At 68.8% G+C, this 13755-nt stretch carries 14 protein-coding genes; 4 read left to right on the plus strand and 10 right to left on the minus strand.

Going from position 1 to position 13755, the window contains the following annotated elements; all coding sequences use genetic code 11:
* The first annotated feature begins 15 nt into the window (after positions 1 to 15).
* Both ACNQR1_RS04890 and ACNQR1_RS04895 read left to right on the plus strand, forming a co-directional pair.
* Complete coding sequence (locus ACNQR1_RS04890; protein ID WP_418044498.1) at positions 16 to 1326, plus strand: carotenoid oxygenase family protein; 1311 nt, start codon at positions 16 to 18, stop codon at positions 1324 to 1326.
* Positions 1327 to 1335: 9 nt separating this feature from the next.
* Positions 1336 to 2499, plus strand: a complete 1164-nt coding sequence (locus ACNQR1_RS04895; protein ID WP_418044499.1) for a cation:proton antiporter — start codon at positions 1336 to 1338, stop codon at positions 2497 to 2499.
* Here ACNQR1_RS04895 and ACNQR1_RS04900 read toward each other — a convergent pair.
* On the minus strand, positions 2471 to 3394 hold the full coding sequence (locus ACNQR1_RS04900; protein ID WP_418044500.1) for an AraC family transcriptional regulator: 924 nt from the start codon (positions 3392 to 3394) through the stop codon (positions 2471 to 2473). The genes ACNQR1_RS04895 and ACNQR1_RS04900 overlap by 29 nt on opposite strands.
* A 16-nt stretch (positions 3395 to 3410) precedes the next feature.
* Positions 3411 to 4163, minus strand: coding sequence for a class I SAM-dependent methyltransferase (locus ACNQR1_RS04905; protein ID WP_418044501.1), 753 nt, complete (start codon positions 4161 to 4163; stop codon positions 3411 to 3413).
* Between the two features lie 41 nt (positions 4164 to 4204).
* Between ACNQR1_RS04905 and ACNQR1_RS04910 the strand changes: the two genes are divergently transcribed.
* Positions 4205 to 4741 carry a DUF1772 domain-containing protein gene (locus ACNQR1_RS04910; protein WP_418044502.1) on the plus strand — a complete coding sequence of 179 codons (537 nt, stop codon included), beginning with the start codon at positions 4205 to 4207 and terminating at the stop codon, positions 4739 to 4741.
* Here the strand turns inward: ACNQR1_RS04910 and lfrA are convergent.
* Genes lfrA through ACNQR1_RS04925 form a run of 3 tightly spaced genes read right to left on the minus strand, consistent with a single transcriptional unit; the run spans position 4732 to position 7746 of the window.
* Positions 4732 to 6258: an efflux MFS transporter LfrA gene (gene lfrA / locus ACNQR1_RS04915; RefSeq protein WP_418044503.1), complete on the minus strand. Its 1527-nt coding sequence runs from the start codon at positions 6256 to 6258 to the stop codon at positions 4732 to 4734. The two genes, ACNQR1_RS04910 and lfrA, sit on opposite strands and share 10 nt — an antisense overlap.
* Before the next feature lie 26 nt (positions 6259 to 6284).
* Entirely contained in the window at positions 6285 to 6860 is a 576-nt protein-coding gene (locus ACNQR1_RS04920; RefSeq protein WP_418044504.1) for a TetR/AcrR family transcriptional regulator, read from the minus strand.
* 52 nt (positions 6861 to 6912) lie between these two features.
* Positions 6913 to 7746 (minus strand): RDD family protein, encoded by an 834-nt coding sequence (locus ACNQR1_RS04925; protein ID WP_418044505.1) that lies wholly within the window; start codon positions 7744 to 7746, stop codon positions 6913 to 6915.
* A gap of 32 nt (positions 7747 to 7778) precedes the next feature.
* Here ACNQR1_RS04925 and ACNQR1_RS04930 point away from each other — a divergent pair, with 32 nt between their 5' ends.
* A complete protein-coding gene (locus ACNQR1_RS04930; RefSeq protein ID WP_418044506.1) occupies positions 7779 to 8771 on the plus strand; it encodes a stage II sporulation protein M in 993 nt (330 codons plus the stop codon).
* Here ACNQR1_RS04930 and ACNQR1_RS04935 read toward each other — a convergent pair.
* Genes ACNQR1_RS04935 through ACNQR1_RS04955 form a run of 5 tightly spaced genes read right to left on the minus strand, consistent with a single transcriptional unit; the run spans position 8768 to position 13749 of the window.
* Positions 8768 to 10090: a DUF58 domain-containing protein gene (locus ACNQR1_RS04935; RefSeq protein ID WP_418044507.1), complete on the minus strand. Its 1323-nt coding sequence runs from the start codon at positions 10088 to 10090 to the stop codon at positions 8768 to 8770. The genes ACNQR1_RS04930 and ACNQR1_RS04935 overlap by 4 nt on opposite strands.
* Positions 10090 to 11049: an AAA family ATPase gene (locus ACNQR1_RS04940; protein WP_418044508.1), complete on the minus strand. Its 960-nt coding sequence runs from the start codon at positions 11047 to 11049 to the stop codon at positions 10090 to 10092. The genes ACNQR1_RS04935 and ACNQR1_RS04940 overlap by 1 nt, the downstream gene beginning before the upstream one ends.
* On the minus strand, positions 11046 to 12173 hold the full coding sequence (locus ACNQR1_RS04945) for a DUF4350 domain-containing protein (RefSeq protein ID WP_418044509.1): 1128 nt from the start codon (positions 12171 to 12173) through the stop codon (positions 11046 to 11048). Before ACNQR1_RS04945 ends, ACNQR1_RS04940 begins: the two co-directional genes overlap by 4 nt.
* Entirely contained in the window at positions 12170 to 12757 is a 588-nt protein-coding gene (locus ACNQR1_RS04950) for a DUF4129 domain-containing protein (protein WP_418044510.1), read from the minus strand. The genes ACNQR1_RS04945 and ACNQR1_RS04950 overlap by 4 nt, the downstream gene beginning before the upstream one ends.
* A complete protein-coding gene (locus tag ACNQR1_RS04955) occupies positions 12754 to 13749 on the minus strand; it encodes a hypothetical protein (RefSeq protein WP_418044511.1) in 996 nt (331 codons plus the stop codon). Before ACNQR1_RS04955 ends, ACNQR1_RS04950 begins: the two co-directional genes overlap by 4 nt.
* Between the last annotated feature and the right edge of the window lie 6 nt (positions 13750 to 13755).

The following is a 13755-nucleotide window of genomic DNA, read 5'->3' on the forward strand; positions in this document are numbered from 1 at the left end:
GTCACTGTGGGGTGCATGACCTCAGCCCTGCCCATCGGCGAGACCGACTTCTTCCGGCGCGGCAACTACGCACCCGTGGCCGACGAACTCGACGAACACCACCTGCATGTCGATGGCGTGATCCCCGCCGAACTCGACGGCTGGTACCTGCGCAACGGCCCCAATCCGCGCCAGGCGACCCAGCACTGGTTCACCGGTGACGGGATGATCCACGGCATCCGTATCGAGGGCGGCGCCGCCGAGTGGTATCGCAACCGCTGGGTGCGGACCGACAGCTTCATCGAGGACTTTCCGCTGTACAACAAGGACGGCACGCGAAATTTGCGGTCGGCCGTCGCCAACACCCACGTGGTGAACCACGCGGGCAAGACCCTGGCGTTGGTGGAATCCTCACTGCCCTACGAGATCACCAACGACCTGGAAACCGTCGGCGCCTACGACTTCGGTGGCAAGCTCGTCGACTCGATGACCGCGCACCCCAAGATCTGCCCGACGACCGGCGAGCTGCACTTCTTCGGATACGGCAGCCTCTTCGAGCCCTACGTCACCTATCACCGCGCCGACGCCGATGGCGAACTGACCGTCAACCGGCCGGTGGATGTCAAGGCGCACACCATGATGCACGACTTCGCGATGACCGCGGGCCACGTGATCTTCATGGACCTGCCTGTGGTGTTCGATCTCGACATCGCGGTCAAGGGCGAAGGGGACATGCCGTACCGCTGGAGCGACGACCACGGTGCCCGGTTCGGTGTGCTGCGCCGCGACGACCCCGATGCGCCGATCCGCTGGTTCGACATCGATCCGTGCTACGTGTTCCATGTCGCCAACGCCCATGGTGACGGTAATGCGATTGTGCTGCAGGCAGTTCGCTATCCGGAGCTGTGGCGCAACGGCGGCGGGTTCGACGTCGAGGGCGTGCTGTGGGAGTGGCGGATCGACCTGGCCGCCGGGACGGTCCGCGAACGTCAGCTCGACGATCTCGGGGTGGAGTTCCCCCGCATCGACGACCGCCTGGCCGGTCTGCCCGCCCGGTACTCGGTGTCCGTCGCGGACAGCGCCTGGATTCGCTACGACCTGACCACCGGTACCGGCGTGCGCCACGAACTCGGATCCGGCGGGCCCGGGGAGGCCGTGTTCGTCCCAGGTGCGGGCCGGGCCGACGAGAGCAACGGGTGGTACCTGGGCTACGTGTACAACCCCGAGCGCGACGGCAGCGACCTCGTGATCCTGGATGCGTCGGACTTCGGCGGAAAGCCCGTCGCCACCATCAGACTGCCGCATCGCGTGCCCTACGGGTTCCACGGGAACTGGATCAGCGCCTAATGTGAGCCGGTGGCCGGCTTCGGATTCGACACACTGGCTCTGGTCGCGGTCATCGGCCTGACCGGGCCGGTCCTGGCTGCCGTGCCGCGGTTGCGCATCCCCGTGGTGATCGGTGAGCTTATCGCCGGGATCGTGTTCGGCAGAACCGGATTCGGCATCGTCGACCACGACGACCCGACCTTCACGCTGCTGGCCAACATCGGTTTCGCCCTGGTGATGTTCGTCGTCGGCACCCACGTCCCCGTGCGCGACACCACGTTGCGCAGCGCGATACCCAAGGCGCTGCTGCGGGCGGTGTTCGTGGGGGCGGTGGCCGCGGTACTCGGCGTGGCGATCGCCCGCGCGTTCGGCACCGGACACGCAGCGCTGTACGCGGTGTTGATGGCGTCGTCGTCGGCCGCCCTGGCTCTGCCGGTGATCGACGGCCTGCGTCTGCAAGGACCCCACGTGCTGTCGGTGACCGCCCAGATCGCGATCGCCGACACCGCGTCGATCGTGTTGCTGCCCTTGGTGATCGACATTCAGCGGGCCCCGCGTGCGGCGATGGGCGCGCTGGCCATCGCGGGTAGCGCGGGCCTGCTGTTCCTGGTCCTGCGGGCCGCGTATGCGCGGGGTCTGCGCCGGCGCCTGCACCACTACTCCTCGAAGCACAAGTTCGCGCTCGAGCTTCGGCTCAGCCTGATCTTCCTGTTCGGGCTCTCGGCGGTCGCGTTGGCCACCCATGTCTCGATCATGCTGGCCGGTTTCGCCTTGGGTCTGGTGGTGGCGGCCATCGGGGAGCCCCGCCGGCTGGCCCGGCAGCTGTTCGGTATCACCGACGGGTTCTTCGGCCCGCTGTTCTTCGTCTGGCTGGGCGCATCGCTGCAGGTGCGTGAACTCGCCGACCATCCCGAATTCATCGTCCTCGGTGTGGCTTTGGGACTCGGTGCGATGATCGCACACAGCGCGGGCGGGTTGTTCGGTCAGCCGGTGACACTCGCGGTGTTCTCCGCTGCCCAACTCGGCGTCCCTGTCGCTGCCGCCACCCTCGGCACCGAGCAGCACCTGCTGGCGCCGGGCGAGCCCGCGGCCCTGATGCTCGGCGCGCTGCTGACCATCGCGACCACCTCGATCACCGGGGTGTTGGCCGCACGCCGGGCGGCCGTCACACCGCCCGATGTTCGTTCGGGCTGATGCCGTAGGACCGCTTGAACGCACTGCTCAACGCGAACGGTGTGGAGTAGCCGACCTGCCGGGCCACCGCGGCGATCGTGGCCTCGGTGCCGCGCAGCAGGTCGGCCGCCAGCGCCAGGCGCCAGCCGGTGAGGAATGCGATCGGCGGCTCGCCGACCTGATCGGTGAACCTGCGGGCGAACACGGCACGCGAACATCCAACGGCCGCGGCAAGATTGGCCACGGTCCACGGATGTGCCGGATTGTTGTAGATCAATTTGAGGGCGGGCCCGACGACGGGATCCTGTTCGGCCTGCCACCACGACGGTGCATTGCCGTGGTCGAACCACGTGCGCAGCACTCCGATCAGCAGCAGGTCGAGCAGGCGGTCGAGATAGGCCTCCTGCCCGGGTCCGTCGCGGCCCGCCTCGATGGACAGCAGGTCGACCAGCGGGGTGTCCCACTCGTGCGCCCGTAGCACCAGCAACACCGGCAGCGCATCGAGCAGTCGGGCGCTGACCTCGCTGCGCCCCTCGTAGGCGCAGACGATCGACTCCGACGTTCCGGTCGCGCTGTTGCCCCAGCTGCGCAGGCCCAGCGACATCTCGAAGTGCAGATCCTCACCGGACAGGGTCGTGCAGCGCTGGCCGGGGTTGATGACAACGCTCGGCTGTGTAGCCGGATCGTCTGCGAAGACATAGTTTTCGGTGCCGCGGGTCAGGGCGACGTCGCCTGGACCCAGCCGGAACGTGCCGCTGCGCGTGCCTACGATCACGGCATCCCCGCGGGTCTGACAGATCAGCGCCAGCGGTGCCTCGTCGCGGATGGCGAGCGACCAGGGCGGATCCATGCGCAGCCGCAGCACGAACGCACCCCGAGCGCGGACCCCGTCCAGCAGTCCTACCAGGGCGTCCACGACAGTAGGGTAGCGCTCAACCCGGCTTGCGTGCCTCGATGAGGTGGCGCGCCGAATGCGCGACGAACGAACCGTCGGCCTGGATCTGCCGGTGCAACTGCTCGAGTCGGTCACGGTAGGTGTCGACCGTGAAGCCGGGAACGATCCAGATCACCTTGCGCAGGAAGTACACCACAGCACCGATGTCGAAGAACTCCATCCGCAGCCGCTCGGCACGTAGGTCGACGATGTCGAGGCCGGCGGCACACGCCGCGGCGGACTCGGTTTCCGGATCACGCGCCCTGCGAGCCTCGGGCTGGGGCCCAAGAAAGAACTCGGTCAGCTCGAAAACACTTGCCGGGCCCACATGTTGGGCCAAATACGTACCGCCGGGGGCCAACACGCGGGCGATCTCGTCCCACCACACAGTCGCCGGGTGCCGGCTCAGTACCAGATCGAATGCCGCATCGGCGAACGGCAGTGGCGGCTCGTCGGGATCGGCGACCACCACGACGCCGCGAGGTCCCAGCAGCCGGGTGGCCCGGTCGAGGTTGGGCGGCCAGGATTCGGTGGCCGCCATGGTCGGTGGGAATTCTGCGGCTCCGGCGAGCACCTCGCCGCCGCCGGTCTGGATGTCCAACGCCGAGGACACCGTCGCCAACCGCCGGCTCATCAGGCGTTGATAACCCCACGACGGCCGGGTCTCGGTGGCCCGGCCGTCCAGCCACGAGAAGTCCCAGCCGTCCACCGATGTCGCCTCGGCCTCGGCCACCAACTCGTCGAACGTCACGGGTCCATCTTGGCAGCGCGAGGTGTGCGAGACGATCGCGTATGGAATCGGGATTCTCGGCGATGGAACGTCTCACCTCGGCGTCGTTGACTGAAGCCATGACCATCAGCCCAGCCGTCGTGCTCACCGCAGCCGCAGCCCTCGGCAGTGCCGCCGCGGGCGGAATCTTCTACGCGTTCTCCACGTTCGTGATGCGCGGCCTCGACCGTACCGGCCCCGTTGACGCCGTCACCGCCATGCGCGGCATGAACGCCGAGGCCAACACCAACGCACCGTTTCTGCTGTTCCTGTTCGGCTCGGCGCTGCTGTCGGTGATCGTCGGCGCGACCGCGGTGGCCCAGATCGGCCGGCCGGGCAGTTGGTATCTGCTGGCCGGCGCGATCTTCGGCGTCCTCGGAGTGCTGATCACCATGGCGTTCAACGTGCCGCTCAACAACCATCTCGACAAGATCGACATGGCCGACGCGGCCGCGGAATGGCAGGCCTACCTCAGCAGCTGGACCGCGTGGAACCATGTGCGCACCGCGTCCGGGTTCATCGGTGCGGTGCTGCTGCTGATCGGACTGCGTTACCGCTGAGCCTGTCTGCGGAACGCGGCCGCCACGATGCCGGCCGCCGTCAGCGCCAGCGTCGCCGCGATGATCGCCGTCGGCGCGATGCCGGAGTCGAACGCTGTACGCGCCGAATCCAGCAGGCGCTGACCGATCTCGGCGGGAAGATCGGCGGCCACGGAGGTGGCCCCGCCGATACTCTCGCCGGCGTCGGCGGCCTGTGCCGGGGTCAGTCCGGCGGGCACCTGGATGTTGTTGCGGTAGAACGCCGTGAAGATCGTGCCGAGGGTCGCGGTGCCCACCACGGCGCCCAGCTCATACGCGGTCTCCGAGACCGCCGACGCCGCACCGGCTTTCGCCGCGGGCACCGACGCCACGATGGTGTCGTTGGACACCGTCTGTGACACGCCGACACCCAACTCCAGCACCACGAACGACGCGATCACCGCGGCCACCGACAGGTCGTGACGGAAGGCCAGGATCAAGCCGAATCCGGCCGCGACGAACACCAGGCCGAAGATCATCAGTTTGTCCGGCGCGAACCGCTTGGCGGCCTTGACCACCGCGAGGCCCGCGATCATCGACACCACCGCGCCCGGCAGGGTCACCAGACCGGCCGCCAGTGGCGACAGGCCGAGCACCAGCTGCAGGTGCTGCGAGATGAAGAAAATGAACCCGATCAGGCCGACGATCGACAGGAAGTTCGCCAGGATCGACGCGCTGAACGGCGCATAGGAGAACAGGCCCATGTCGAGCATTGGTGTGGCACTGCGGTTCTGCCTGCGCACGAACAGCACGCCGGAGACGACGCCGATCGCGAACGCGGCGACGACACTGCCGGAGAAGCCGTCGTGGGCCGCGGTCTTGATCGCCCACACGAACGGCAACATCGCGGTGAACGACAGCGTGACGCTCAGCAGGTCCAGTGGGCCCGGGTTCGGGTCACGTGATTCGGGCACCAGCCGGGGTCCGAGCACCAGCAGGGGCAGCAGGATCGGGACCGCCACGAGGAACACCGAACCCCAGTGGAAATGCTGCAGCAGCGCGCCGCCGACGATCGGGCCCAGCGTCGAGCCCGCCGTGAAGCACGAGGCCCAGATGGCGATGGCGAGCCGGCGCGCCGAGGCGTCGACGAAGATGTTGCGGATCAGCGACAGCGTCGACGGCATCAGCATCGCGCCGAAGACGCCGAGCGCCGCACGCGCGGCGACCAGGTAGGCCGCGCTCGGTGCGAAGGCCGCGGCCGCCGAGACGATCGCGAAGCCCGTGGCACCGATGAGCAGCAGGCGGCGCCGGCCGAACCGGTCACCGAGCCCGCCCATGGCGACCAGCAGCGCGGCCAGCACCAGGGAGTAGACGTCGACGATCCACAGCTGGGTGGACGCCGCGGGACGGAAATCCTCGGCGATCGCCGGAAGGGCGAAGGCCAGCACGGTGTTGTCGATGGCGATCAGCAGTACCGGCAGCATCAGGACCGCGAGCGCCACCCAGGCGCGTTTCGGGGTCGGCGTCACAGCCGGGCTGCCTTCGAGGCAGGTGGACATTGGGTTTCTCCAAGCAAAGTTTGGGGTCAGCCGCGCGGGAGCTGAATGGTGCCCGCGGTCAGGCTGGTCATGATGGCGTCGACGATTTGGTGGCGGGGGGTGCCGTCCTGCTTGGCGGCTTCATAGCCGGCCAGCAGTAGCGCCCAGAACACCCGCCGGGCCCATCCTGGGGGATATTCGGGCCTGTCGACTGACGCTCGGTTGAGCACCTCGACGATCGCCTCGTCGCCGGTGTCCAGATAGGCCGCCAGCTCGGTATCGGCCAGGATCGTCGGCTCGCTGTAGACGAACAACACGATGGGACCCAGGTCGAGCTGGCTTTCCACGACGCGGCGCAGTGCCTCGTCGGCGGGACCGTGAGTCGGGTCCGCGCGGTCGATCTCGGCGTTGCTGAGGTCGTGGACGTGCCGGGCGAGGGCACGCAGAAGGTCGGTGCGCTCCGGGTAGTACCGGTGCACGGTGCTGCGGCCGACGTCGGCGGCGGTCGCGATATCGCTGAGTGACGCCGTCGCATTGTCGGCCAGCACCGTCATCGCGGCATCGAGAATCGCCTTACGGGTGCGCTCCCGCGGCCCGCTGTGCGTCGATGCCGAACTGGTCATGCATCAAAATGTAGCACGGCCGGATCAAAATGAGACAGTGATGTCCCACACCCTAGCTGGGTGGGGTGAATCCGCTGGTCGGAGGGGCGGGAGGATAACCGGGATACGGCGCCGGGTACGTCGCTGCGCGGGCCTGAGGCATCAGCCGGGCCAATGCGCGTCGGTGCCGTTCGGCCAGCACTGCGGCCAGCACGTACTCGGCCGGCGCACCCGGCGGCGGCGGTGGCGAGATGCGGGAGGCCACTTCGCCGAAGATTCGGTGGCCCATCTCATGGCGGATGCGCGGTTCGAGTTGAGCCGAGCGTGACAGGAACTGCCTGGCCAGCTCGGCCTGCTCGGGGCCCAGGCTGGACAGTTCCAGCGAGGCGGCCCACCAGGCCAGCGCCGGGGGCATGACCGGAGGCGGGTTCAGCCTGGGTCCGCGCTCACTGATCACCACGGTGCCGGCGAAGATGTCGCCGAGCCGTTTGCCCTTGGCCGAGACCAAGCTGCAGATCACCGCGGGTCCACCGGTGAGCATCCAGATCTCGACGAAGCCGGCCAGCCCGCGGAACAGTGCCTGGCGGAATCGTTCCGGGCCGCCGTCCTCGGCGACCACCCGCAGACCCAACGCCATCTTGCCCAGCGACCGGCCACGGGTCGCGGTCTCCATCAGCACCGGATAACCGACCAGGGTCAGCACCGTGAAGATGATCAGAATCGCGGCCGACAATGCCTCGTCCAGCTGGGTCAGGGTGATCGCCCACAACACCACGCCCACCACGTACCCGACGGCGATCACCATAATGTCGATCAGTGCGGCCAGGGTGCGCACGGGCAACTGGGCGATCGCGACGTCGAGGACGACGGCGTCGCCGGTCACCACCGGCGCGGGCTGCCAAACCATACCGAGACACGCTACCGACTACGCTTTGCCAGGTGGATGTCGATGCGTTCGTCGTCGCCCATCGCCCCACCTGGGACCGGTTGGAGCAGTTGGTAAAACGACGCCGCCGGTTGACCGGTGCCGAGGTCGACGAGCTCGTCGACCTCTACCAGCGGGTATCCACCCATCTGTCGATGGTGCGATCGGCCTCGCAGGATTCGGTCCTGGTGGGACGGCTGTCGGGGCTCGTGGCCCGGGCGCGTGCCGCGGTGACCGGCGCGCACGCCCCGCTGTGGCGTGAGTTCGTCCGGTTCTGGACGGTGTCCTTCCCGGTGGTCGCCTACCGGTCCTGGCGCTGGTGGCTGGGGTCGGCCGTGGGGTTCTTCATCGTGACGGTGGCGCTGGCATTGTGGGTGTCGGGCAACCCCGAGGTGCATGCGGCCGTCGGAACCCCCAGCGAGATCGACGAATTGGTCAACCACGACTTCGCGTCGTACTACAGCGAGCACCCGGCCGGGTCGTTCGCCCTGCAGGTCTGGGTGAACAACTCCTGGGTGGCCGCCCAATGCATCGCGTTCGCGATCCTGCTCGGGCTGCCCATCCCGTACGTGTTGTTCCAGAACGCGGCGAACCTCGGCCTGATCGCCGGATTGATGTTCAGCGCGGACAAGGGGGACCTGTTCCTCGGTCTGATCACCCCGCACGGCCTGCTGGAGCTGACCGCGGTGTTCCTGGCGGCCGCGGTGGGGATGCGCCTGGGCTGGACTGTGATCGCGCCCGGCAACCGGCCCCGGGCGCAGGTGCTGGCCGAACAGGGCCGGGCAGTGGTCGCGGCCGCGGTCGGACTGGCGGTCGTGCTACTGGTGTCCGGCCTGATCGAGGCGCTGGTGACCCCGTCGCCGCTACCGACGTGGATGCGGATCGGCATCGGTATCGCCGCAGAGTTGGCGTTCCTGGGCTATGTATTCCACTTCGGGCGCAAGGCCGCCCGGGCGGGGGAGAGCGGCGACCTCGAGGACGCACCCGATCTGGTTCCCACCGCCTAGAGCTTTCCCGCCGCCTTCATCGCCAGGTAGTGATCGGCCAGCGCCGGCGCGAGGTCTTCGGGGCGGGCATCGACCACATCGACGCCGTGCCCGCGCAGTCGCGACGCGATCGCCCGGCGGTCGTTGCGGGCCCGTTCGGCAGCGGCGGCGTCATAGACCTGCGCGGCATCGGAACGACCGGCTGCCAACTGGTCCACCCGCGGATCGGCGACCGCGGCCAGTAACACCTGATGGCGTGCCGACAGTTGCGGCAGCACCGTCATCAACCCCTCGTCGAGGGCAGAGGCATTCAGGTCTGTCAGCAGGACCACCAGCGCCCGGCCCCGCACCCGGCGCGACACTGCCGAAACCATCGCGGTCGCATCGGATTCCACCAGCGCGGGCTGCAAGGGAGCCATCGCCGAGACCAGGGCGGCCAGCAGTTCGGTGCGCGAGGCATTGAACACCCCCGCGCGGGTCACCCGATCGATGGCCAGGAAATCGACATGATCCCCGGCCCGGGAGGCCAGCGCCGCCAGCAGCAGCGCCGCGTCCATCGACCAGTCAAGACGCGGCCACCCGCCAGGATCCAGTGAGGTCGGGTCCACCCCGACCCGGCCCGCAGAGGTGCGTCCGGTGTCGAGCACGATCACGACCCTCCGGTCGCGTTCCGGACGCCAGGTGCGCACCACCACGTCGGCGCGCCGGGCCGTGGCACGCCAGTCGATCGAACGGACGTCGTCACCGACCACATATTCACGCAGCGAGTCGAATTCGGTGCCCTGACCGCGGATCAGCACCGGGATGGCACCGTCGAGCTGGCGCAGCCTGGCCAGCCGGGAGGGCAGGTGCTTGCGGGACAGGAACGGCGGCAGGATGCGTACCTGTCCAGGTAGCTGTTGTGAGCGCTGACGCCCGGCCAGCCCCAGTGGGCCGATCGAGCGCACCGTGACCACTTCGCACCGTTGATCACCGCGGCGCACCGGATGTAACCGCGTGGCCAGGGAAACCTGTTGGCCGGCTTGAATGTTCACCTGGTGTGCGCGTGGTTGCGCCGACGCGCTTGGCGGCCAGGCGTCGCGAATCGCACCGCGAACCCGGCGGCGCCCGGCATTGCGCACGGTGAGCACCGCATCGACGGTCTGGCCCAGGCGCGCGGTGGACTCACCGCCGCGGGTCATTTGCAGGCCGCCGATACCGCCGGCCAGCACGACATCGGTCGCCACGGCCGCGGCCAACAGCGCCGCCAGCACCGCGAAAGCCGTTGCCGGCCAGGGGGCCAACGCGATCGGCAGCACGCAGACCAGTGCCACCAGACCCGCGCGGCCGGTGAGAACCATCAGCGTGGCACCGGGACGGCGGCCAGGATGCCGTCCAGTACCCCGTCGGAGGTGGCGCCCTCCAACTCGGCCTCCGGGCGCAACGCCACCCGGTGCCGCAGCGTGGACCGGGCCATCGCCTTGACGTCGTCCGGGGTCACGTAGTTGCGGCCGGACAGCCACGCCCAGGACCGCGCCGTGGCCAGCAGTGCGGTCGCGCCACGCGGTGACACCCCGAGCTGCAGCGACGGGGAATGCCGGGTGGCGCCGACGATGTCGACGATGTAGCCCAGCACCTCGTCGCCGACCAGCACCTGGCGCACCGCGTCGCGCCCGGCTTCCAACTCGGCGGCACCGGCCACCGGTTGCACCGCCGACAGGTCACGCGGGTCGAAACCGTGCGCGTGCCGGCCCAGGATCGCGATCTCCTGATCCCGCGGTGGCAGCGGCACAGTGAGCTTCAGCAGAAAACGATCCAGCTGGGCCTCCGGCAGTTGATAGGTGCCCTCGTACTCGATCGGGTTCTGGGTGGCCGCCACGATGAACGGATCGGGCAGCGGCCGGGGGCTTCCGTCGACGCTGACCTGCCGCTCCTCCATCGCTTCCAGAAGTGCCGCCTGGGTTTTCGGCGGTGTCCGGTTGATCTCGTCGGCCAGCAGCAGGTTCGTGAACACCGGACCGGAGCGGAATTCGAACTCGGCGGTGCGCGCGTCGTACACCAGCGAACCCGTGACGTCGCCGGGCATCAGGTCCGGTGTGAACTGCACCCGCTTGAACTCCAGCTGCAGCGCCGCGGCCAGGGTGCGCACCAACAGCGTCTTGGCCACGCCGGGCACGCCCTCGAGCAGCACGTGCCCGCGGCACAGCAGCGCGACCACCAGGCCGCTGATCACCGCGTCCTGGCCGACCACCACCTTGGCGATCTCGTTGCGCAGGGCCAGAAGGGCTTCACGGGCGTTCTCGGAGGTGGGCTGAGTCACGACTGTGCGACCTGCCTTTCGATGTCGTCGAGATGGTGGGCGAGGTGGACGAGTTCGGCATCGGTGGCCGGGGGTGGCCCGAACAGGAGATGGCCGGCGGAGCCGGCAGTAGTACCGCAGCGTGCGGCGACCGCGGCCGCGACGGCCTGCGGTGGCGCTGCGGTGTTCAAACCGAGCCTCGGCAACAGCCGGCCCAGTGCCGCGGTGCGTAGCGCGCCGGCGGCCCGGTCGCGGGCCCGGCGGGAGCGGTACAGCCGACCACGCCCCTCGACGGTCTCCGAGGCGCGGACCACGACCGGCAGGGATTCGGCGACCAACGGGCCGAGCCGCCGGGCCTGGGCCACCGCCAGCAGCGCAACCACCAGGCACAGCTGCAGGACGATCCATCGGACCTGTGGCGGCATCAGATCCGACAGCTTGCCGTCCGCCGTCGAGCTGGCCTCGAAATGCTGTGGTGCGTACCAGATCACCCGCGGGGCGGCGCCGGCCAGATTCATCGCCAGTGCCGCGTTGCCCTCCTTGAGCAGGCGCGAGTTCGTCATGAAGTCGCCCGTGCCGACCACGGTCACGGTGCGTGGCCCGTCGTGGTAGCGCGCCAGTGCCCCGTCGTAGCAGAGGGTCACCGGCGTACTGCCTGCGGCCTCGTAGGTATCGGTGCTGCCCAGCTGTGTCGTGCCGGCCCGGTTTGCCTCGGGCAGTTCACAATCCGGCTCACCGCCACCGAACTCCGTCGGCTTGTCGGGCCGGATCTGCGGGGCAAGCTTCTCCCGGGTGAGCCCGGTCGGTGCGACGAGCAACAGGTCACCGGGTGCATCGGCCAGTCGGGCAACGGTTTTCTCGCTGGACAGGAACATCGTCTGTGCCACCACCAGCAGGGTGCCGGGCCGGGCGGCGCGGGTCACCTCGTCGACGTTGGCGGCGGTGATCACCTCGACTCCGTGGTCACGTAACAGGCTGACCAACGCGTGTGTGCCCTCGGGTGAGGTGGACTCGGGGTCCATCACCCCGCCCGGGCGCGGGGCCGTGAGATAGACGGTCGCCACAGCCACCGCGACGATGACGGCGAAGGCCAGCAGCACCCAGCGGGCCGTGCGGAGTCTGTGTTTCCCCGAACCTTGCCTCATCGCACCCGGACCTCGTCGAGCGCCGCGATCGCCAGGTATGCAGATTCGGTACCCGGTTGCTCACCGTAGGTGACATCGTTGAATGTGTTTGCCGCGCTGTGCAGTTCGGTGGACAGCGCGGGCAGCGCCGCTGCGGCGTCGCGAGCGAGTTCGGTCGCGGTGCGGCCGGGTACAGCGTCGAGGACCCCGGATTCCTCGAGGCCGCGTGCCAGGGCACGGACCCTGTGCCGGATAGCTGCCGACCAATCGCCCTGTGCGGCATGTTGTTCAGCGATCGATCGGTGCTGTGCGGCGCTGAGCTCCTGGCTGCCGAACAGGGCATGGTCCGCGGTGCCCGCGGTGCGCATCGTGCGCCGCGCGATCCGCACGGCCACCACGACGGCCGCCACGACCAGGATCACCAGCACCGTGATGGTGAACCAGCCACCGGGGATCGTCGAGCCGGCGGCGCTGATCCGGTACAGCAGATCCCGGAGCCAGTCGCCGATCTGGTCGGCCGGTGAAGCCCGGGGGTAGATCGGCTTGGACAGTTCGTTCTGCGCGGCGTCGTGTGCGGCGTCACGGTCGATGTCGATGCTCGTCACCTCAGATGTACCGGGGCAGGCAGCCAGAGTTGGTCGGCGGTCTCGACCGGTGCACCCGCACCCGTCTGCAGCATGAGATCGAACGCCTCGGCCCGGAACCGGCGATCGGCGTACAGCAGCACCACCACGCCGGCACTGAACGGTGCGGTGACGATCTGCCCGATCGCGGAGCCGACGGCGCTGAGGATCAGTGCAGGCATGGTGGGGCCGTCGGCGATCATCGTCATGATCTGCCCGGCCACGTTGAACGGCGCGCCCACGCCCCAGCCGATCACCGCGGCCACGATCGTGGCCAGTACCCAGATGCCCAACACCCGCCAGAAGTCCTTGCTGACCAACGTGAATGAGCGCTTGACCGCCGCGACGATCCCGAGGTGTTCCAACACGATCACGGCGGGAGCGAACAGCAGAACCGTCGACACGTAGAGCACCGCGGCCAGGGTCAGCAGCACCAACGGTGCACCTACCGCGAACGCGGCCAGGCCGCCGCCGACGCTGCCCGCACCGGCGATCACCACCGCCACGCCGGCTATGACGACGGCCAGAGCCAGGGCCTGCAACACGGTCAGCCCGATCAGCGCGGGCAGTCGGCCACGCACCCGCTGCCAGGCCTCACCGATCGTGATGCTTCCACCGAACACCGAGCGGCCGATCACCACGGTGAGCATGCCGCTGAGCAGAAGCGAGGCCAGCGTCGTGACGACGATGCCGGTGAACACGCCACCGGCGAACACCGCGATGGTCCCGGACGAGGGAGCCTCACCCTGCAGCGTGGAGTCGAATTCGCCGAGCGCTGACAGCGGCCCGATTTGCAGTGCGAGCGTGATGATCTGCGAGGCCAGCACCACCACGGTGGCCAGTCCCAGCGTGGCCTTGGGGTTGGTGCGGACATAGGCGACCGCTCCGTTGAAGATGTCGGTCAGGCTCAACGGACGAAGCGGGATGACGTTCCCTGCCGAAAAGTGAGCAAGGTGGGGTCGGCCGCTCGTCATCCCTTC

Source organism: Mycobacterium sp. 48b, assembly GCF_048282725.1.
Lineage (GTDB): Bacteria > Actinomycetota > Actinomycetes > Mycobacteriales > Mycobacteriaceae > Mycobacterium.

Coding starts and splice junctions, on each gene's coding strand:
- ACNQR1_RS04890 (WP_418044498.1), top strand. CDS start 16: ATGACCTCAGCCCTGCCCATCGGCGAGACCGACTTCTTCCGGCGCGGC.
- ACNQR1_RS04910 (WP_418044502.1), top strand. CDS start 4,205: ATGGAATCGGGATTCTCGGCGATGGAACGTCTCACCTCGGCGTCGTTG.
- lfrA (WP_418044503.1), bottom strand. CDS start 6,258: ATGTCCACCTGCCTCGAAGGCAGCCCGGCTGTGACGCCGACCCCGAAA.
- ACNQR1_RS04920 (WP_418044504.1), bottom strand. CDS start 6,860: ATGACCAGTTCGGCATCGACGCACAGCGGGCCGCGGGAGCGCACCCGT.
- ACNQR1_RS04925 (WP_418044505.1), bottom strand. CDS start 7,746: ATGGTTTGGCAGCCCGCGCCGGTGGTGACCGGCGACGCCGTCGTCCTC.
- ACNQR1_RS04935 (WP_418044507.1), bottom strand. CDS start 10,090: ATGGTTCTCACCGGCCGCGCGGGTCTGGTGGCACTGGTCTGCGTGCTG.
- ACNQR1_RS04945 (WP_418044509.1), bottom strand. CDS start 12,173: ATGAGGCAAGGTTCGGGGAAACACAGACTCCGCACGGCCCGCTGGGTG.
- ACNQR1_RS04955 (WP_418044511.1), bottom strand. CDS start 13,749: ATGACGAGCGGCCGACCCCACCTTGCTCACTTTTCGGCAGGGAACGTC.